Genomic DNA, 20744 nt, shown 5'->3' on the forward strand with positions numbered 1-20744 from the left:
AGCAAACGGATCATGCGCCAAGCCACCACAAAACCGGTACGATTGCCACCCAAAACATGTCGACCGAAGATGGCTTGATGGGCTGAAGGGTGTCGGGTTTTCAGTTGGTATGGGCCGGTGGCGCGGGGTGCAGGTCACCGGCAGATGTCAGATCACGTAGATATGGTCGGCCAGGTCGGCCAGATCGGTCACGCCGGGGATATGGATCAGCGTGTTGACACCGCCCAGATCAAGCACGGCCCCTTCGGCTGTCAGCCGGCCATATTGCTGCACGATCTGCGCCCCGGTGGGGGGAGGCCCATCGAACATCCAGTGCATCAGGTGGATCCGGTCGCCCTCGGTGGCATCGAAATCGCGGATGTAGGTCGTGCCATAGTGGCGGTAGAACAGAAATGTATCCGCCCCGGCATTGCCCCAGAGGTGATCGGTGCCTGCACCAGCAGCGATGGTGTCATTGCCCGCGCCTCCGGCGATCAGGTCATTGCCGGGGCCGCCCCAGATTGTGTCATTGCCGGTGCCGCCATGGACTGTATCGTCGTTCAGCCCGCCAAAGATCAGGTCGTCGCCGGCATAGCCGAACAGCTGGTCATTGCCCGCACCGCCGCCCATCATGTCGTTGCGCCCGCCGCCCATGACGGTGTCATTGCCCGGCCCGCCCCAGAGCGAATCCTGACCGCCGCCGCCGTCGAGCATATCATCACCCGTACCGCCGCCGATCAGATCATCGCCGTGCCGCCCACGGATCAGGTCGTTGCCGGGGCCGCCCCACAGATCATTGTTGCCCCCCGCAGCCAGAATGGTGTCGTGGCCAGGCCCTGCATACACCGTGTCGGCACCAAAGCCGGTATAGAGCAGGTCATCCCCCGGTCCCGCTTGCAGAAAATCGCGCCCCCCAGCCCCGGTCAGGATGTCGTTGCCATTGGTGCCGGGAAGGTCAAGGCTGGTGGTGGAAGGGTTCGCCCATGCCGGATCGGTGGTCCAGTCCGCCAGCTGCGCCCGCTCCACCGGGGCAGAGGGCATGACTGTGCCGCTGCCGCCTGTGCCACCGCCTCCGGTGCCACCTCCACCCGTGCCACCCCCTCCGGTGCCGCCTCCGCCCGTGCCGCCCGTACCGCCGCCGCCGGTGCCACCACCACCCGTGCCGCCGCCGCCCGTGCCGCCGCCGCCCGTGCCGCCGCCGCCTGTGCCGCCGCCGCCTGTGCCGCCGCCGCCCGTGCCGCCGCCGCCCGTGCCGCCGCCGCCCGTGCCGCCGCCGCCCGTGCCGCCGCCGCCTGTGCCGCCTCCGCCTGTGCCGCCGCCTCCGGTGCCACCGCCTCCGGTGCCGCCTCCGCCCGTGCCGCCGCCTCCGGTGCCACCACCACCCGTGCCGCCACCGCCTGTGCCGCCGCCGCCGGTACCGCCGCCGCCCGTACCGCCGCCACCCGTACCGCCGCCTCCGGTGCCGCCTCCGCCCGTGCCGCCTCCGCCCGTGCCGCCTCCGCCCGTGCCGCCTCCGCCCGTACCGCCGCCGCCGGTGCCACCACCACCCGTGCCGCCGCCACCCGTGCCACCGCCGCCCGTGCCGCCGCCGCCCGTACCGCCGCCACCCGTACCGCCGCCTCCGGTGCCGCCTCCGCCCGTGCCGCCTCCGCCCGTACCGCCGCCGCCGGTGCCACCACCACCCGTGCCACCACCACCCGTGCCGCCTCCGCCCGTGCCGCCGCCACCGGTGCCGCCTCCGCCCGTGCCGCCGCCGCCACCGGTGCCGCCTCCGCCCGTGCCGCCGCCGCCACCGGTGCCGCCTCCGGTAAGGTCCGGGCCTCCGGGGCTGAGGGCGCCGTCGCCTTCGCCATGGGCGGAGCCGCCGGTCGCGCTGGCGGTCAGGATCTCGACGGAAATGCGGGACGGACCGATGCCCTGAGGCAGGATTTCGGCCAGGGTGAGCGGTTGGCCGTCTGCCGAGAGGATGGTGACGCTGCGGCCGTTGAAGCTGATGGTGAGACCATCGCCGCGCGGGGAGACAGAAAGCTGGCCTGCGTCGCGCATCATGGGCCAGTCGGTCAGATCAAGCCGGTCGGCCCCGCGCTGAAAATCGGTGATCGTGGTTTGCGTGGCGCTGCTGCGCAGCACAAAGCTATCATTGCCGGTGCCGCCGGTCAGCCGGGTGCCGGAGGCGGCGGCGATCAGCACGTCATTGCCCGCACCGCCGGACAGAGCCTGACCGGGTGCGCCACTGGTGAGGATATCAGCGCCGGTGGTGCCGGTCACAGTGCCGCCGCGCCCGGTGCCGTCGATGACAGCGCCCATATCCCCGAGTGACCATTCGAGCAGTGTCAGGCCGCGCTCTGTCTCGCCTCCGACATAGAGGTACAGCCGGTCGCCGAAATGGACGATCTCGATTGCCGTGACATTGGACAGCCCGCCGGTGACGCTGTTTTCAATGGTGGCAAGGGCTTGCAGGGTGCCACCCGGCAACAGGCGGAACAGGGTCACGCCATCATCACCGCCGCCGGCCGCGACAAAGACCTGATCCCCGACGGTGATCGTATCGACCGCCCGGACCGATGCAAACCTTGTGTCACGGCTGTCGAGCAGATGATCGGTGATGCTGAGCTGCCCCTGTGCGGACAGCCGCATCACGGTGAGGCTGGAAGACCCCGCCGCTGCGGCAATCACAAAGGTCTGGCCGCCCATGCGCACCACGTCGAGATCGGACAGGCTGGCGACAGCAAGGCCATCGGTCGCGGACAGCGCAGAGGTGCGGGTCAGGCTGTTGGCCGCCGGGTTGTGGCGGTGCACCGTCAGGATCGTGCGGGTGGCATCAACGCTGAGCAGCAGCGGCCCGCCCGCGTCGGCCACCTGCATCAGAGTCTGGCTGCCAGTCAGGGCTGCCCCGGCCCCGGAAAGCTCGGTCATCGCGCCACGGGCCGGATCGAATACCGCAATCCGCCCGGTTGCCGGAGACAGGACATAGAACTGCGCGCCCGCATCCGGTTGATCCGCGGTCAGCATCCGCCCGGCAAACCCGGCGGGCAGTGCAAGCGAATAGGGCCGCCCGACCGCGCCTGCCAGATTGGACCCCCAGCCGGTCAGGCCGTTGGCCCCGGCGATGCCGACCATCAGAGCGGTGGTGCCGCCAAGATAGGCCACCGCCATATTTGTTTCGGCCAGCAGGCCGTGACCGGTTGAAATCGCGCTGGCTGCGATCGGGGCGAGCCGCCCGTCTGGCGCTATCTGATAGGTGGCCACCCCGCCATTGGTGCCCGAATAGGCCACCAGCCGCAAACCTGACGGACCAGTGATCACCGACAGATCAACGACACCCAGATCAACAGCCGCATTGCCGCTGCCAAAACGCTCCACCACACGCAACATATCAAAGCCCCCGATTGCCGACACCTGGAGGCGAGGGTGGGCAAGGGCCGGGAAATGGCCGCGACCGCAAGCGGGCGGTCTTCGGGCTTTTCAAGCGGAGTTATGAAAAGCTCGCTGAAATTGCTGTTCAATTTGTTCGGTTTCTGCAGAGGATATGATGATCTTTCCCATCCCAGGATCAGCGAAATTCTCCTTTGCGCAGCTCAGGATAGTGCGTAATGTCTGGCGTGGGCGATGGATGGTGTCGCATTGTGAAATGGGTGGCCGTGATGGTTTTGGTGGCTGGCATCGGGGTTGCTCCGCGCGCCGGGGTGGCTGGCCCCTTGACCTTTGACTGTGTCGGCCTAGGCGCCAAATCAGGGGATGCCGAAGCGGTGTGCGCGTTGTTCGGGCAGCGTCTGGCGGCGGCTTTTCCGGGCAGGCTGGTGACGCGTGCCCCCGCAGCAGATGTCGTGCTGGCGATAGACCGGGCCACTGCGCGCAGCTTTATGGCGCGGCTGGACTGGCGTGGGCAGCCGCCCGGCGAGATGCGTGGCATTGCACGGCAGGACGCCGATCTGGATGATGCGGCACGGTCTGAGCTGATTGACTCTTTGATGCACCTTTCATTGCGATGACAGATCGTGGCTGCTTTGCGTTGACCTGAAGCGTGCCCGTCGGGGCCGGATCACAAGGATATTGTTTGATGGCAAAAGATCACGCATTCGGAACCGGGGCCGGAGATGGGCCAATTGCCATCCGGCAGGCCGCGCTGCGCGAACCGGGTGATGTGGCCGGATCTGTCGCCACCACGGCGCAGGTTACAGTGGGGGATACGTTTTCCGGGGGCATCTATCCGGCCGCGCCCGGCACCCCACCGGATGCAGACTGGGTGCGGGTCGAGCTGGTGGCGGGGCAAACCTACGTGTTCACGGCCTATGGCATCGGGGGTGCTGCGGGGCTGCGCGATCCGATGCTGACAGTGCGCGATGGGGGCGGACGACAGGTTGCCTTCAATGATGACGCGGAGCCGGGCGCGGGCAACCTGATGTCGATGGTCCGGTTCACGCCGTCGACCAGCGGGATTTATTATCTGGATGTCCGCGGCGTTGGTGGCCACACCGGGCACTATACGCTGCGCACGGCCACGGATGTCTTTACGATTGAGCAGGGGGCGAGCCAGCTGACAGATATGGGCTGGGGCCTCTCCGGCTCTGCGTTGCGGCTGGCGGGGGTGACTGCGGGATCTGCCCTGACGGTCAACCTGTCAGCGCTGTCCCCCGAGGGGCGCGAACTGGCCCGCATGGCGCTGGAGACCTGGAGCGCGTACACCGGGATCAGTTTTGTCGAGACGGGCAATGCGGGCGCAACGATCAGCTTCCGGGACCGTGACCCGCAGGCGGGCCCGGGGCTTTATGCCTATGCCGGGCCGGTCAATATCGCATTCGATGGAAGCTATGCCACGGGTCAGGTCACGATCAGCACCGGGTGGTTGGGCACGTTTGGCACGACCTATGGCAGCTATTCCTATCTGACCTATCTGCACGAGATCGGCCATGCGCTTGGTCTTGGCCACGGCGGATTTTATGACGGGAATGCAGCTTATGGCAGGGACAACCACTATCTGAACGACAGCTATCAGATGAGCATCATGTCGTACTTCGGGATTGACGAAAACAGTTATGTCACCGGAACGAGCTATCTGCCGATCACGCCGATGCCGGCAGATATTCTTGCGATGCAAATGCTTTATGGTGTGTCACCTGTGGTTTTTGCCGGCGATACGGTCTGGGGCGCGCAATCCAGTATTCCCGGGCGTCTGGGCGTTGCGATGAGCGTCATGTTCGATGGCGCCGCGCGGCCTGGCTGGATGATTGGCGGGCAAGCCTTTGGCTTTACCATCATGGACAGCGGCGGTGTTGATACGATGAATTTCAGCCGCACCAGTGCCGCGCAGCTGATAGACATGCGGCAGGGCGGGATTTCCAACGTCTACGGACAGGTCGGGACTGTCGTGGTCGCGCTGGGCACGGTGATTGAGAACGCGGTCGGCGGCACAGGCGCGGATACGATCTATGGCAATGACGCGGACAACTTTTTCATGCCGCTTGCCGGCAATGACGTGATTTATGCCGGTGCGGGAAATGATGTGGTCTGGTCGTCATTCGGGAATGACTTTGTTGACGCCGGTGACGGCAATGATGAGGTCTGGGGCGCGCAGGGGTTTGACACGCTGTATGGTGGCAATGCCAGTGACACTCTGGGCGGCGGGATCGGCAATGACATGCTTTATGGTGGGGCGGGTCCGGATCAGGTCTGGGGCGGCGTTGGCGATGATGAGGTGAATGGCGGTACCGGCGCGGATGTATTGGCCGGGGGCGTGGGCCGTGACACGCTGGACGGCGGGGCTGGCAATGACATCATTTACTCCGCGCCGGACAATGATCAGGCCTATGGTGGAGCCGGGGATGATTTCATCTGGGGCGGGCCAGGCAATGACCTGATTTTCGGCGGCGACGGCAATGATACGATCGCGGCGGGATTGGACAATGACACGGTCTCGGGCGGGGCCGGGGCGGACACATTTGTGTTTTACCGCGACCCTGCGGTCACGCGGATCACTGACTTTTCACCGGCCGATGGTGACAGGCTGGACCTGACCCGTGTCTTGTGGGAGTCGCGGTTCGGCACGCTGACCCCGCAGCAGATTGAAAGCCGGTTTGCCAGCCTTGACGGCAACGGCAATACCGTTCTGTCTTTTGGTGACGCAGGCACGACGATTGTTCTGGTCGGATTTACCGACATTAACGTGCTGGATCAGCACATCTCGATTTTCTGACGGCGTGGAGGAGATGATTCCGGCCTGACCGCAGGGGTCATTTCATCAGCTGGGCATGCGCGGCAAGCGCGGCTTCGACATCGTCGAAATACGACAGCTTGCCCTGATGCAGCAGAATGGCGGCATCGCAGAACTTGCGGATATCGCTGGGATTGTGGCTGACCAGAACCGCGCTGGATTGCTTCATCCGTTCGGTAAAAACGGCAGCGCTTTTCTCGCGGAAGCGGGTATCGCCGACGGCCGTGACTTCATCGACCAGATAGATGTCAAAGGAGATGCCCATGGAAATGCCAAAGGCAAGGCGTGAGTACATGCCCGAGGAATACGTGCTCATCGGCATGTGAAAATGCTTGCCGAGTTCGGCAAAGTCTTCGACGAAATCAGTAAGGGTTTCGGTGTCGACGCCGTACACCCGTGCGATAAACTTGGTGTTCTGCGCGCCGGTCAGGTCCCGGTGAAAGCTGCCCGCAAAGCCGACCGGCCATGAGACGGTGCCCTGCACGATCACGCGGCCGGTGGTCGGTGGCATCGTGCCCGATATGATCTTGAGCAGCGTGGATTTGCCCGCGCCGTTCCGGCCAAGCAGAGCCAGGGATTTTCCCGTCGGCAGGACCAGGTTCAGATGGTCGAGGACGGAATACCATTCGCCCCGGACCCAGAACCCTTTGGACAGGTCTTCAAACACCATCATGGCCGTGAGCACCCCACCGGCATGCGGTCAGCCCCGGTCTCTCAGGCTGTAGTAGACCAGTGCAACTGTGGCCCAGGCCATCAGCAGAAAGCCCATGATCATGGCCATCAGGGTAAAGCGCATTGGATATTCTGCATCCTGCGCCTTTGTCGGGGGGATATAGGCGGCCAGATAAAGCGACTGGCGGTTGGCATTCGAGATCGCCGCGCTTTTGGCCGCAAGGGCGGCGGTGTAGTTGCGTTCGGCAAATTCAAGATCGACGCTCAGCCCTTCGTATTTGGCCATCATCTCGGGGTAGGTGTCGTCAGAGTTCGAATTTCCGGTGGTGCCAAAGAAATTGCGCTCTTGCTCGATCCGGTTGCGGATCACTTCGATCTGGCGGATCAGCTGCGCGCGTCTGGGATCGTCAACGCGGGTGGAGGGGTCAAGCAGGTCGAGTTCGACCAACGCCTGCGCCAGCTGTTGCTGAAGGTTGGACACGACGCCCAGCCGGCCCTGAATATCTGCAATCGGGTCCACAATACGCGACTCGGCACGAAACACCGTCAAAGCGCCGCGCGCCACCCGCAGGTTGGCCACTGCCTGCTCCAGCTCGCGGTCGGCATTGATCAGGGCATCCCGGCGTGAGGTGTCATTGAGCTGGTTGATCATGATCTGGCTCTCTTCGAGAATCACTTGCGCGATTGACTGAGCCGTATCGGGATCAAGGGCTTGCACGGTAACGTCGATCAGACCGGAAGAAGTATCGTAAGACAGGCGCAGAATCCGTTTCCAGAAACGGTACAGCTCTTCGGTGGTGGCATCTTCCCAGATGGAATACACCACATCGGTGGGCCAGCCCTGCTTGTAATGCGCGCGCAGGTCGATGCGGGCGTCGACCTTTTCCATCATGGTCTGGCTTTGCATGAATTCATGCAGCACGCCTGCGTTTACCCCCTGAGCCGACCCGGTCAGAAACGAAAGGCCGCCCAGAATGGCGCTGGCGCTGTTGCCATCCTCTTGCCGGATCGTGAACCCGGCGCGGGAGGCATATTGGTCATTGGCGAGGGCAAACAGATAAAACGCGCTGACAATACCGGGGAGAATGACAAGCGCGAGGAAAGACAGCATCAGGCCATAATGCCGGCGCTTGAGCATTGCCGGACCGGCCACGGGCCGCATCTGAGCCGCAGGTGCCGGATCAGGGACAGCAGCAGGCTTGGGCGCGGCCGGTGCCGGGGCTGGTTTTGGGGCGGCTGCTGCTGCCGGAGCCGGGCTGGCGGGTGCTTTTGGCGCTTCGGCAGCCGGTTTCGCCGGTGCCGGTTGCGGGGCGGCTGGTGCAGGGGCGGCGGCCGCCGGAGCGGCGGCGACGGGCGCGATTTTGGCTGCGGGGTTGGCGGGCGGGGGTGCTACCTGCGGAGCGGGGGCCGCGTTCGGGACGGGTGCCTGTTTCGCCGCCGGGGCCACAGCTACCGGCTTGGCAGCGGGCGGAGCCTGGGCAGGGGAGGGCACCGATTTGAGGGGAGATGACGCTGTTGCAGATGCAGATGAGGCAGGCGCAGGTGCCTGAGAGGCTGCTGTCGTGTGCGGTTTCGCCGGTTCGCTCAAATTAAGCCCGTCCTGAATAATTTGCACTCTGTACTTCATTACTACATAACCAGAGCCGGATTCACCAGAGCATCGAATGTTACGACGGTGAATAGTGAAGTCGTGCGGTGTCACGACTTCGGGAACAGGCTGTGGGAACAGACTGCGGGAACTGACGGACGGTGGCAGAGAGCAGCACGATGGCAATGACCAATACTCCGCACTTGCCGATGGACCGGCCCAGACAACGTCGCAGTTGGGCGACGTTCCGCACGGTGTCGGCGCTGATGTTGCGCGAGATGTCAACGCGGTACGGCCGGTCACCGGGGGGCTATGCCTGGGCCTTGCTGGAGCCGGTCGGGGCCATTATCGTCATGTCGGTCGGGTTCGGGCTGTTGTTTCGCAATCCGGCGCTCGGGAATGACTTTCTGTTGTTCTACGCAACCGGTTACATGCCGTTTTCGCTGTATCAGTCGATTTCGAATGTAACGGCGCGGTCGATTTCGTTTTCCAAACCCTTGCTGATGTATCCTGCCGTCACCTGGATGGATTCATTGCTGGCGCGGTTCATTCTGAACACGCTGACCGGTTTGCTGGTCACCATCCTGGTTTTCGCGGGCATTCTGGCGTTCTCAAGCACGACGACGATCCTTGATCTGCCTTTGATTGCTCTGGCGATGGGGCTGTCAGCGCTGTTGGGGTTGGGGATCGGCACCCTGAACTGCTATCTGGGCACGCGGATCGAAGTGTGGGACATTGCCTGGTCAATCCTCAGCCGGCCCCTGTTTATCGTCTCGGGGGTATTTTTCCTTTATGAGGGTATTCCGGAGGGCGCGCAGAACGTGCTGTACTACATGCCGTGGATGCACATTACCGGCCTGATGCGCGAAGGGTTTTACCCGACGTACCGGCCCGAATATGTGTCGGTCGGTTACGTGTTGCTATGTTCCATGCTGCCACTGGTCTTTGGCATGCTGCTGCTGCGGCGCTATCACAAGGATCTGTTGAACCGCTGAAGCGGTCAGGCAGTCAGGACTGATAGCCCGGCTGCTGGTCCCAGGCCCAGGCGTCGCGGATCATCTGGTCCATGGTGGAATGGGAGCGGACCCAGCCCAGCTGGCTTTCGGCACGCTGGCTGCCTGAGACCAGCACAGCGGCGTCACCGGCACGGCGTGGGCCCTCGATGATCGGGACCGGGCGGTTGGTGACCTGTCCGGCATGGCGGATGACATCTCGGACTGAAAAGCCGTTGCCGGTGCCAAGGTTGAACGCCGTGCTGCCCTTGCCATCCAGCAACCAGCGCAGGCCCAGAACATGCGCCTGCACCAGATCGGTCACGTGGATGTAATCGCGGATGCAGGTGCCGTCGGCGGTCGGGTAATCGGTGCCATGCAGCACCAGCGCATCGCGGCGACCGGCAATCGCCTCCAGCATCAGGGGGATGAGGTGGGTTTCCGGGCGGTGCTGTTCGCCCACCTCACCCTCGGGGTCGGCCCCGGCGACGTTGAAATAGCGGAAGATGACGTGTTGCAGGCCAAAGGCCGCGCCGAAATTCGCCAGAACATCCTCGATCGCGCGTTTGGAGGCGCCATAGGCATTGATCGGGCGTTGTACGGTGTCTTCGGTCAGCACCACGCCATCCTGATCGCCATAGGTGGCGCAGGTGGAGGAAAAGATGAAGTTGAGGCAGCCATGGGCGACCGCCGCCTCGGCCAGATTAAGCGCGCCGCCGATATTGACGCGCCAGTAATGCGCAGGGTCTTTCATGCTTTCGCCAACCAGCGACAGGGCGGCAAAGTGCATCACTGCCACCGGGCGATACTGCGCAAAGGCGGCATCGACCGCGGCACGGTCCATCAGATCGCCCTTGACCAGGGGGCCGAAGCGGACCGCCTGTTCCCAGCCGGTGGACAGGTTGTCAAACGTGACCGGGATGAAGCCCGCATTTCTGAGCGCCTTGCAGGCATGCGAGCCGACATAGCCCGCGCCGCCAGTTACCAGAACATGATCCAAAATCCGTCTCCGCATCTGTGGTTGCGTCTTGGTGACATGTGTGGATTGGGGCGGCAACCGGAAAACCGGGGGTTTTGCGGCAAGGAACCGGCATTTGAGGTTGAGCCTGTGGCGTTGCTGCCGCATACCGTGCGGGCCGGATCTGGCCGGGGCGATACAGGTTCACACAACAGACGATGCAGAGTTTCTGATGCGGACCAATGCGAAACTGGTCGCTGTGGTTGTGACATTCAACCGGCTTGCACAGGTGCAGCGCACGCTTGCAGCTTTGCTGAGCCATCCTCCAGAGCAGCTTCACGCAGTGATCGTCGTGGACAATGCCAGCACGGATGGTACGCCGGACTGGTTGGCGGATTGCCCGGATGCGCGGGTTCAGGTGGAGCGGCTGAGTGAGAACCGGGGCGGCGCAGGTGGCTTTGCCCATGGCATGGCCTGTGCTTGGCAAGGCCATGATGCCGACTGGATTGTGGTGATGGACGATGACGCCCGGCCCGGCCCGCAGGCCCTTGCCCGGTTTCACGCGTTGGACCAAGAGGGCGCTTTTGACGGGCTGGCGGGCGTGGCGGCGGCGGTGCGGCACCCTGATGGCAGGATCTGCCGGATGAACCGCCCCACGGTGAACCCGTTCTGGCACAGACGGGTGTTTCTGCGCACGCTGCTGGGGGGCGGGCGGGCGGCGTTTCATCTGGATGACGCGGCCTTTGCCGGGCAGGCGCTGCGCCCGATTGATGGCGCGTCCTTTGTCGGGCTGTTCCTGTCGCGGCAGGCGCTGGAGCGGGCCGGGCTGCCGGACCCGTCGCTGTTTATCTATGCCGATGATGCGATCTACACGATGACCCTGACCCGGGGCGGTGGGCGGCTGGGATTTGCCCCTCAGATCGGTTTTGAACATGACACCGCCTCGTTGGGTGAGGGGGGCATGGTGACGCCGTTGTGGAAGGTTTACTACTATCACCGCAACCGGCTGCTGCTGTACCGGTTGGCGGCTGGCTGGGCGTTCTGGCTGCTGTTGCCGCTGTGGCTGGTGCAATGGCCGCGACAGGCGCGGCTGTACCCCGAGGCGGCCCGGCCCGCGTTTCGCCGTCTGTTGTGGCGGGCGATTCGCGATGCTGTCACCGATGACAGATCGCTGAGCCATGCTGGGGTGATGCAGTTGGCCACCGCTCCGGCGGGGCAGCCTGATTAACAGGATGTTAACGGCGCAATCTGTGCGCTGCGGCATTATTAGGCCATTCGCGCCTAGGGTTTGTTCAACGCAAGAATGAACCCAGGAGCCACGGCAATGCCGGACACCACGCAAAACCTTGTCATGCCCTATATTCTGCCGGCACAGGCGCAAAAGCATGTGACCCATAACGAAGCGCTGCTTGTTCTGGATGGCGTGGTTCAGCTTTGTATCGAGGCGGTTGGCCAGAATGATCCGCCTGCCAGTTTTTCCGATGGTCAGATCTGGGGAATCGGGCCTGCGCCGACCGGGGCCTGGGTCGGAAATGTCGGTGCCTTGGCGATGCGGGCAGCGGGGGGATGGATCTATATCACCCCGCGTGAAGGGTGGCGCGCCTGGGACCGGACGACGGAGGCGATGCGGGTCTATCGCAACGGGGGCTGGGGCGGGTTGCCGCTGCAACAGGTCGACGGGCTGGGCATCGGCACCGGCTTTGACGCGACGAACCGGCTGGCGGTGGTGTCGCCCGCGACGTTGCTGACGCATGACGGAGCCGGGCATCAGCTGAAGATCAACAAGGCGGCTGCCGGGGACACTGCGTCGCTGCTGTTTCAGTCCAACTGGTCCGGGCGTGCCGAGATGGGGCTGTCCGGGTCTGATGCCTTTGCGATCAAGGTCAGTGCGGATGGAGCGGCCTGGGCTGATGCCTTGCTGGCGGCGCCGGGCAGCGGGCAGATCACGCTGCCCGCCGGGGCATTGGTGTCGGCTGGCAGCGCCGCCGCCCCGGCGCTGGGCTTTGCAGGCGATGTGGACACCGGACTGTTCCGCCCGGCAGCGGACCAGATCGGAGCCGCGACCGGCGGGGTCTTGCGCTGGCTGCTGGGCAACAGCGCCTGTCAGATTGACGTGCCGGTAACGGGGCTGGCGGTGACGCAGAGCGATGCCGATGTCACCGCTGGCCGCCTGATGCGCACGGGGGCCGGACCGGCGCAGGCGTTTCGTCGGGGCAACATTCTGGGCACCGTCAGTCACGCAAGTGGGGTGCCGACCGGGGCGGTGATCGAGCGGGGCGGCAATGCCAATGGCGAATATGTGCGTTTTGCCGATGGCACCCAGATCTGCGTCACCGTTGCGCAGACTGTGAATGTGACCACGGTTGCCGGTTCGGTGTTTCGCGGGATCGGGACTGCAACCCTTTGGCCAGCGGCGTTTTCGGCGGTGCCCTTCGTCATGCACCAATCGACGGATACCACGGTTACGCTCTGGGGTGGTCCGCAAGCCAACAACTCGGCAACGAGCGCCGTGCCCCGGCTCTTTGCGTCTGCCTCTGTCAGCGGGGTTCAGGCCTGGAGTCTTGGCATTGGCCGCTGGTTCTGATTTTGCATCTGGAGATGGCGATGAAGCTTACCTTTTCCCCTGTCCGTATGGACACAGCCCTGACCGCCAGCGTGCAGGGTGACACCATCACCCTCAACGGCGAGGCACTGGACTTTGGCCCGCTGCCTGATGGCGCGACCCTGCCGCGTGATGCGATCAATAGCCCATGGATCGCGGGCGATGTGAGCCGGGATGACGCAGGCGTACTGATTGTGCCGCTGATCCTGCCGCACGGGGCATCCGCCCCGCCCGAGACGTGCTGGCCCGAACCGCTGAGCGTGACGGGCGGCCCGGTTGCGCTGCCGCCTTATGCTATTGATTTTAATCAGGATGTGCCAAATGACGAAGATTGATTTTTCGATGATGGTAACGGCGGAGTCGCGTGCGGTTGCGGCCTTGTCTGTCGCGCGGAGCGAGGCGGCAGCGCGGCTGGCGGCGCTGATCGAGGCGGCCACTGCGGCATTGTCAGAGGGGATACCCCTGGCCGAGCAGCTCACCTGGTCGGCAAAGGAAACCGCCGCAGAGGCGGTTCTGGCCGGAACCGCCTCGCCGATACAGGAGGCTTTGCTGGAGGCAGAGGCGGGTCAGAGTGGCGAGACCGTGATGCAGCTGGCAAGCTCGATCCTGTCGCATGCCGAGGCGTATCGGGCTGAAGTGACCCGCTATGTCGGTCTGCGGCGTCAGGCCAGCGCGTCGCTTGCGGCCTGCAGCACGCCGGAGGAGCTGGCGCAGGTTCTGGAGATGTTGGAAGCACGTCTGTAGTCTCGACTGCGTCTGGTGATGTGTCGAAGCTGTTTCACCGGACGGATGAACTGAATCGGAGTGGGCGGAAAGCGCTTGCTCCGAACCCGCTGTAAGGGCAAGTCTGGGAGGGAATGCGCAAGAATAGGGGTGGAACCCGTGTTCGAATGCTTTCATAATTTGATAAAGTACATCAAGGAATGCCCATGCCAGTCACAGCAGATATGGATCTGGATTTTGCGATTGTCATCCTGCCGGATGAGCCATTGGCGGATCTGATTGTAGAACAGCTGGAGGCCGCACGACCCGGACGGGAACTGGTGCTGAAGTCCAACCTTGCCGAAGCGGCGGCGGCTCACGGTGAACGCCCGTTGCTGCTGGTGCTGGCCGATCCGGTCGAGGCGTTGGCACGCTGTCTGCAAAGGGCAGGGTCGGCGGGGGCAGCACTGGCTGCGTGGAAATCAGAGATTGCTCCGCTGCTGACCGCCGCCCGCCGCTTGCGGAGGCGGATCTGGCTGGTTGATGCACGGGCTGTGGCATCGGGTGATGCGGCAACACTGGCGCTGATCGCGCCGGGCAGTCTGGCGCAGGTTCGCGGCGACGTGCCGGCGCTGCCGGATGCGATTTACATGGTTCTGGCCGAGGCCCTGCTGGCCCGAGATGCCGAGGCGGGCCGGTTCGCCGGTGAGATTGCCGCCCTGCGCCGTGGCGCAGGCGCGGCGCTGGTTGACATGACCCTGTGTGAAGATGCATTGGCGCGCTATGCCGACTTGACGCAGGAAACCGCTTTGCTGCGGGATCATATTGCGCTTCATGCCGCCACAACCCTGCGCGAGGCAGCGGATACAAATGCCCAAGCTGAGGCGGCGGAGCAGGCAAGACTGTCGGCAGAGCTTGCAAAGCTCGAAGAGATCGTGGCCGACCGGAATCTGCAAAAAGCAAAAGCAGAGGCGCTTCAGCGCAAGCTGGATGACATTCAGGCCAAGGCAGTCCAGCGGGAGTTTGTGCTGAGCGGTATTCTTCTGGCTGATCAGGCGGCTGACCGAACCGAACAGGAACGTATCCGCGCCGATGGTTTGGAACATGAGCTGCACCGCGTTTATGGCTCGCGTTCGTGGCGCATCACACGGCCGCTGCGGGCCGTCCGGTCCGGGCGCAAAGGTTAAGGCCACCTTGTGATGAACAGTCCGGGTGTGATGCAAGGCGGCTGGCACGCATTGATTCCCCACAGACTGAAAGACGAGAGGGCCGGGGCCAGATGCCAACCGACATAACCGGAGACACGCAACCCGCTGCCCCGGCTTTGATGCGGGCCGCAGCGTACCTGTTTGTCGATGTGCAGCACGGGCTGTGCAACCGGCTGCGGGCGATGGCCTCGGCTGCGGCGATTGCAGAATCGACGGGGCGGCAGTTGGTCGTGATCTGGCGGCCCGATGCCCATTGCGAGGCCCGGATTTCAGACTTGCTGCGCTATCCGGGGCCGGTGCTGGAGGATGAAACGGCGGATGTGTTCCGGCATCTGGCGGCGCAGAGCTATAACTACATGGAAATCGAACCGGGGTCCTGCCACAATGCCCTCATTCTTGGCACGGGCGATGCGGGCGGGGATGTGTTCATCCGTTCAGCCTATTCGCTGAAAAGCCCCCATGTGACGATGATACGCGAGCAGGCATTTCTGCAATCTCTGGTGCCGTCAGAGGCGGTGCTGGATCTGGTTGCCCGGGTTCCGCACCCCTCTGACATTGCCGTGCATATCCGGATGGGGACGGGGCCGGAGTTTGAGCATCTGCCCTACGAATCCGCACGCAACTGGCCGCCAGAGCGGCACCTTGAACTGGTGGAATGGCGCAAGAAAAGCGATGTTTCGCGCTTTGTCAGGCGGTTGGAAAGCTTGTTTGCCAATGGCGCGCAGACCGCGTTTGTGGCCGCTGATCTTGCGGCGACCTATACCGCACTGCAGGATCACTTCGGATCAAAGATCCGCTTCCTGCCGCGCGACAGCTTTGACCGCTCTGCCCGCCAGCTGCAATATGCGCTGGCGGATCTGATGCTGCTGACCGCCGCCCCGATGATGCTGGCCAGTCACTGGAGCTCGTTTTCCGATGTGGCGCAGCGCCTGGCACGGCAGTTCCGCCCGGTCGAAAAAAGCGGCATCGACTTCTGAAGCCGGGGCGATCAGGCCCGGCTCAGATTGCAAGCGACGCAAGCGTCGGTGTTTGGGACACGGTTCCGGAGCCCCGGGGGGCGTGGAACAGCCGCATATCTTCCAGATCAAGGCGGAAGCTCTTTTTGGGCAGCGGAATGACCAGCGTATGAAAATTCCTGGCCCAAGCCAACGGATCCTGCGGCTGGATCGTGTGCAGCTGGACAATCCGGCCCGGAGTCTGACTGAGCCGGATCGGGTCGGCCAGTTGGGTATCAAGGCGGTCGTCGCCGACGACAGACCGGACAAACGGGTAAAGGTTTGTCTGCAGGCTGCTTTGGAGTGACCAGGCCAGACCCAGAGTATCGCCCGCCTGAAACTGGCCAAAGCCCAGACCGAAATTGAGTGTGAACCATCCCGGCGTGCCGGTGACCACGATATCCGCGTTGAGCAAGCGGCCTTCGGCAGAGTTTACGGTAATCGCAGCGCTGCCATTCGCCTTGTCCCAGCAGAAATAAACGTTGTGCGAGACATGCTTGCTTTCTTCGGCAATGCATTTGAACGAGGCCTCGCGCAACTGCCGCAAGAGCGAGGTCGTTTCAGCGATAACGGAATGAGTCATGCCCACTTTCCTTTGGCGAACCCGAGGGGTGCGGCCCTGTCGGGCCGTAGTTTCGTCTGCATTCTTGCAAGCACAGGGCCCAGCGGTGGCCCTGTGCCGATTTTGCCCGTGTCAGCCTTTGGCGCCTTGTCCGCGGGCGTAGACATCTTCGTAGCGGATGATGTCGTCTTCGCCCAGATAGCTGCCGGTCTGCACCTCGATCAGCACCATCGGCACCTTGCCGGGGTTTTCCATCCGGTGGACAGCGCCCAACGGGATATAGACCGACTGGTTTTCGGTCAGCAGCTTGACCTCATCGCCGACAGTGACGCGCGCGGTGCCTTCGACAACAATCCAATGCTCGGAGCGGTGGTGGTGTGACTGCAGGCTGAGCGCGGCACCCGGTTTGACGACAATGCGTTTGACCTGAAACCGCGAGCCGATCACCAGACTTTCGAACATGCCCCATGGCCGGTGGTCGGTCGGAAAGGCGGTGGCCTGCGAACGTCCCTTGGCCTGAAGGGCGGCGACGGCCTCTTTGACGCGCTGGCTCTGGGATTTGTGGGCGACCAGAACCGCGTCGGTGGTGGCGATGGCCACGATGTCTTTCAACCCGATCCCCACCAGCTCGACACGCGGCGATTCGGAACGGAGCAGGGTATCTTCGCAGCCGATCGCAGTGGCGTTTTCAGAGGCGACATTGCCCGCAGCGTCTGGCCCGGCTTCCTGCCAGACCGCATCCCAGCCGCCCAGATCAGACCAGCCGGCAGAAAACGGCATCACCGCAAGGTTGGTCGCTTTTTCCATGATTGCATAATCAATGGAAATATCAGGCACACTTGCCCATGCAGCCGGGTCCAGCCGGATAAACGACAGATCGGGTGCCGAATTCAGCACGGCGGAATTGACATGCGTCAGCACCTCTGGCGCGTGGCGCTCAAAGGCTTTGACCAGAGTGTCGGCGGTGAACAGGAAAATCCCCGCATTCCACAGGAAGGTGCCGGCGGCGATCATCTCGGCGGCCTGATCAGCTTTTGGCTTTTCGACAAAACGCGCCAACGATTGCGGAACCTTTGCCGCAGGATCAGAGCCGGGGGCCAGTTCCAGATAGCCATAGCCGGTTTCCGGCCGGGTTGGCGTGATGCCAAAGGTGACGATATCGCCCGCCAGCGCCCGCGGGGCCGCGCCCATCACCGCCTCGCGGAACGCGGCGGCATCGGGCACCACATGGTCAGACGGGGCGACCAGCAGCAGCGCCCCCGGTTGGGTGGTTTGCAGATGCAGGGCTGCGGCCAGCACGGCGGGGGCGGTGTTGCGCCCCTCTGGCTCAATCAGAATACCCTGCGGGCTGGTTTCCATCGCGGCGAGCTGTTCGACGACGATAAACCGGAAATCATTGCCGGTGATGACAAGCGGCGCGCTGAACCCGGTCCCAAGCAGACGGCGGACTGCGCCCTGAAACAGGCTTTCCTCGCCGGTCAGCCGGGAAAACTGCTTTGGAAACGACTTGCGTGACAAAGGCCAGAGCCGGGTGCCCGACCCTCCACACAAAAGCACCGGATGAATGATCGTTGTCATGAAAAAACCTGTCAGTTGCGAAATGTTGTCTGGTTGGCCAGAAACCAATCATAGGTTTCGGCAAGTCCTGCCTCAAGCGTGATGCGCGCCTGCCAGCCCATGCGGGCCAGACGGCTGACATCCATCAGCTTGCGCATGGTGCCATCGGGCTTGGTCGGGTCCGTGGTAATGCGCCCGGTAAAGCCAGTGACCGCAGCCACCATCTGCGCCAGTTCCAGAATCGAGACATCGGTGCCGGAACCGACGTTGATATGGCTCAGCATCGGCTGGGTATTGGCGTCATACTCGGCCTTTGGCAGGTCGAGTACGAAAAGCGAGGCCTCTGCCATGTCATCCACATGCAGGAATTCGCGCATCGGCTTGCCCGAACCCCAGATCGTCACCTCTTCCACACCGCTTTGCGCCGCTTCGTGAAAGCGCCGGATCAGGGCGGGCAGCACGTGCGAATTCTGCGGGTGGAAGTTGTCGCCCGGCCCATACAGGTTGGTCGGCATCACCGAGCGGTAATCGACGCCATGCTGACGGTTGTAGCTTTCGCACAGCTTGATCCCGGCAATCTTTGCAATCGCATAGGGTTCATTCGTCGGTTCCAGCGTGCCGGTCAGCAGCGCGTCTTCGCGCATCGGCTGGGGCACCGCTTTGGGATAGATGCACGATGAGCCGAGTTGCAGCAGCCGCGTCACCCCGGCGGCAAAGGACTGATGGATGATGTTGCATTCGATCATCAGGTTTTCATAGATGAAATCTGCCGGATAGGTGTTGTTGGCGTGAATGCCTCCCACCTTGGCCGCCGCCAGAATGACCACATCGGGCCGCTCTGCCTGCATGAAATTCTGCACGGCCTGCTGGCTTGTCAGATCAAGCTCGGCATGGGTGCGGGTCAGAAGGGACAGGTCTTCCCCTGCGGCTTTGCGCGCCTCAAGCCGGCGCAGGATCGCGCCACCAACCATGCCGCGGTGACCTGCGATATAAATTTTCATTCGTCGCTTTCCTTGTGACGATAATTTCAATCAGTTTAGCCAAATCAAACGGCCGACTCTCTCTGCATACGCAGCACGACGCACCCACCACCGATGGTCGCCGAACCCCTGCGCTGCCGGAGGCACCGCTTTGGATCTCCGGGCAGGTGACGGTGTGGCCCCGGCTGCCCTTTGGGCAAGGACTGTGATGATGTGACCGTCCTCCGTGCTGTAGATGTGAACCTGCCACGGCCGCAGACTGCCATTGCAGGGCTGACCCCTTGTCTGCCCTGAATTTATACGGTGGTTTGCGTAAGATGCCAGCCCGGGTGGCGAAATATTGGCCAACTTGCGTTATGCGCCTGAAAAACAGTCATGAAGATCAGTCGGGCAGCGGAGTGGCGGCCAGATCCCGGCCGTCACTCCGACGTAACCTGATTCCGCAGCCCGAAGGCAGAGCCAAACAGCCCCATGATCGAAGAGGCGGCAACCATCGGCGACTCTGTCACAAGGATCGTGTCTTTGGGATTGATCTTGAAAGACCGCGCCGCAAACAGGCCCGCCGCACTGGTCAGGTCGATCGTAAAGACCACCTGTGTCTTTTGTGGCCCCGAGCTATCCGTGCGCAGCGATTTGGCGGTATAGTTGCGCAGGATCAGGATGCCCTTTGGGTCCGCCCGTGTGTCAACCAGACCGCCGACCAGCGACAGGGCTTCCATCGCGCTGACCTCTTCGCGGTCGAAGTAGATCAGCTCTTCGCGTCCGGTGGCGCCCATGGCGGTAAAGTAGCGGCGGTCTTCTTCAACGAAAACCTTGTCGCCACCCTTCATCAGAACGTTTTTCGAGCCGTCCGAAAACAGGCTTTCGGAACGGATCTCATAGGTCCTGCTGTCACGGATCAGGCGGACCAGCGGGTTGCGCAAATTGGTGGCGATGCCACCGGCCTGTGCGATCAGCGACAGGATCGTGGTGTTGCGGTCCATCAGGGGATAGGGGCCTGCGCGCCCGACACCGGTGACGATGTCGACGGAATTCAGGCGGCCCACCTCGACCGTCAGCTGGACCTGAGCCGAAGGCACAGTGGGGGCCAGAGCCGTCTCGATTTCCTGCCGCACCTGCGAGGGAGTTTTGCCGCGCACCGCCACATCGCCAACGTAGGGCACAAACAACGTGCCTTCGGGCGATACGGTCAGGTTGGGCAGCGCCACCGAGCGTTCGCCCTGCGTCGCGATCAGTGAATTGTTCTGCGGATCCCAGATCACCAGCGAAATCTTGTCGCCTGACGCGATCAAAGGGCTGTTTGCGCCCGAACTGTTGGGCAGCCACAGGTAAGAGCCAGGCCACCCGGTCGGGGGCCAGTGCGCAACCTGACCCACCGTGTCGCGGGTCACCTCAACAACCTGGAATTCGGCGTTCTCATCCTTCTGGCCGCGCAGAACTTCACTCTGAAGCGCCGCGCCCCGGGGGGTCGAACAGGCAGCAAGAACCGACAGGCCCAGCACTATAACAGCCAATTTGGGAAGTCGCCCAACCATTGTCTTACGCTCACCCATCTCAATCGATTCTGTAAAAACGTTCTATAGCCATAGCATCAGACTGAACAGTATCATCAATACGTTGTCCACAGGGTGTTGTGGCATACTACAGGTGGCGTGAAGACACTGGGTGCGACCCACTTTAACATCGTGCTTCAAGCCCCTGACAACCGGTCATTTTTTTGATCCGGTTGCCAGCGCTT

The 20744-nt window shown here is 63.1% G+C and carries 17 protein-coding genes; 9 read left to right on the plus strand and 8 right to left on the minus strand.

Annotation, left to right across the window (positions count from 1 at the left end; all coding sequences use genetic code 11):
• Positions 1-147: 147 nt before the first annotated feature.
• Positions 148-3378 (minus strand): hypothetical protein, encoded by a 3231-nt coding sequence (locus tag J2X53_RS02470; protein ID WP_349035885.1) that lies wholly within the window; start codon positions 3376-3378, stop codon positions 148-150.
• Positions 3379-3572: 194 nt separating this feature from the next.
• Here J2X53_RS02470 and J2X53_RS02475 point away from each other — a divergent pair, with 194 nt between their 5' ends.
• Together J2X53_RS02475 and J2X53_RS02480 are read left to right on the plus strand one after the other, a co-directional pair.
• On the plus strand, positions 3573-3971 hold the full coding sequence (locus tag J2X53_RS02475) for a hypothetical protein (RefSeq protein WP_349035886.1): 399 nt from the start codon (positions 3573-3575) through the stop codon (positions 3969-3971).
• Positions 3972-4039: 68 nt separating this feature from the next.
• Positions 4040-6172 (plus strand): M10 family metallopeptidase C-terminal domain-containing protein, encoded by a 2133-nt coding sequence (locus J2X53_RS02480; RefSeq protein ID WP_349035887.1) that lies wholly within the window; start codon positions 4040-4042, stop codon positions 6170-6172.
• Positions 6173-6209: 37 nt separating this feature from the next.
• On the opposite strand, the gene J2X53_RS02485 is transcribed toward J2X53_RS02480, so the two are convergent.
• Complete coding sequence (locus J2X53_RS02485; RefSeq protein WP_349035888.1) at positions 6210-6863, minus strand: ABC transporter ATP-binding protein; 654 nt, start codon at positions 6861-6863, stop codon at positions 6210-6212.
• A gap of 27 nt (positions 6864-6890) precedes the next feature.
• The gene (locus tag J2X53_RS02490) at positions 6891-7973 is read right to left on the minus strand and encodes a sugar transporter (RefSeq protein WP_349035889.1); all 1083 of its coding nucleotides are present in this window, start codon (positions 7971-7973) and stop codon (positions 6891-6893) included.
• A gap of 662 nt (positions 7974-8635) precedes the next feature.
• On the opposite strand from J2X53_RS02490, the gene J2X53_RS02495 reads away from it, so the two are divergent.
• The gene (locus J2X53_RS02495; RefSeq protein ID WP_349035890.1) at positions 8636-9445 is read left to right on the plus strand and encodes an ABC transporter permease; all 810 of its coding nucleotides are present in this window, start codon (positions 8636-8638) and stop codon (positions 9443-9445) included.
• A 13-nt stretch (positions 9446-9458) separates the two neighbouring features.
• Here the strand turns inward: J2X53_RS02495 and galE are convergent, their stop codons facing one another.
• Positions 9459-10445: a UDP-glucose 4-epimerase GalE gene (galE, locus tag J2X53_RS02500; protein WP_349036287.1), complete on the minus strand. Its 987-nt coding sequence runs from the start codon at positions 10443-10445 to the stop codon at positions 9459-9461.
• 187 nt (positions 10446-10632) lie between these two features.
• On the opposite strand from galE, the gene J2X53_RS02505 reads away from it, so the two are divergent.
• The 6 genes from J2X53_RS02505 to J2X53_RS02530 all read left to right on the plus strand — a co-directional run bounded on the left by J2X53_RS02505 (position 10633) and on the right by J2X53_RS02530 (position 15889).
• The gene (locus tag J2X53_RS02505; protein WP_349035891.1) at positions 10633-11628 is read left to right on the plus strand and encodes a glycosyltransferase; all 996 of its coding nucleotides are present in this window, start codon (positions 10633-10635) and stop codon (positions 11626-11628) included.
• A 96-nt stretch (positions 11629-11724) separates the two neighbouring features.
• Positions 11725-12984 carry a DUF2793 domain-containing protein gene (locus J2X53_RS02510; RefSeq protein WP_349035892.1) on the plus strand — a complete coding sequence of 420 codons (1260 nt, stop codon included), beginning with the start codon at positions 11725-11727 and terminating at the stop codon, positions 12982-12984.
• A 20-nt stretch (positions 12985-13004) separates the two neighbouring features.
• On the plus strand, positions 13005-13337 hold the full coding sequence (locus J2X53_RS02515) for a hypothetical protein (protein ID WP_349035893.1): 333 nt from the start codon (positions 13005-13007) through the stop codon (positions 13335-13337).
• Complete coding sequence (locus tag J2X53_RS02520; protein WP_349035894.1) at positions 13324-13746, plus strand: hypothetical protein; 423 nt, start codon at positions 13324-13326, stop codon at positions 13744-13746. The genes J2X53_RS02515 and J2X53_RS02520 overlap by 14 nt, the downstream gene beginning before the upstream one ends.
• A 185-nt stretch (positions 13747-13931) precedes the next feature.
• The gene (locus J2X53_RS02525; RefSeq protein ID WP_349035895.1) at positions 13932-14891 is read left to right on the plus strand and encodes a hypothetical protein; all 960 of its coding nucleotides are present in this window, start codon (positions 13932-13934) and stop codon (positions 14889-14891) included.
• Positions 14892-14983: 92 nt separating this feature from the next.
• Entirely contained in the window at positions 14984-15889 is a 906-nt protein-coding gene (locus J2X53_RS02530; RefSeq protein ID WP_349035896.1) for a hypothetical protein, read from the plus strand.
• A 22-nt stretch (positions 15890-15911) separates the two neighbouring features.
• Here J2X53_RS02530 and J2X53_RS02535 read toward each other — a convergent pair whose 3' ends face one another.
• The 4 genes from J2X53_RS02535 to J2X53_RS02550 form a co-directional block, all read right to left on the minus strand.
• A complete protein-coding gene (locus J2X53_RS02535; RefSeq protein ID WP_349035897.1) occupies positions 15912-16490 on the minus strand; it encodes a hypothetical protein in 579 nt (192 codons plus the stop codon).
• A 111-nt stretch (positions 16491-16601) separates the two neighbouring features.
• Positions 16602-18038, minus strand: a complete 1437-nt coding sequence (locus J2X53_RS02540; RefSeq protein WP_349036288.1) for a mannose-1-phosphate guanylyltransferase/mannose-6-phosphate isomerase — start codon at positions 18036-18038, stop codon at positions 16602-16604.
• A 20-nt stretch (positions 18039-18058) separates the two neighbouring features.
• Complete coding sequence (locus tag J2X53_RS02545) at positions 18059-19027, minus strand: GDP-L-fucose synthase (RefSeq protein ID WP_349035898.1); 969 nt, start codon at positions 19025-19027, stop codon at positions 18059-18061.
• Between the two features lie 398 nt (positions 19028-19425).
• On the minus strand, positions 19426-20520 hold the full coding sequence (locus J2X53_RS02550; protein WP_349035899.1) for a polysaccharide biosynthesis/export family protein: 1095 nt from the start codon (positions 20518-20520) through the stop codon (positions 19426-19428).
• Positions 20521-20744 lie beyond the last annotated feature (224 nt).

It is taken from the genome of Pseudotabrizicola sp. 4114, assembly GCF_031457365.1.
In the GTDB taxonomy this organism is placed as follows: Bacteria; Pseudomonadota; Alphaproteobacteria; order Rhodobacterales; family Rhodobacteraceae; genus Pseudotabrizicola.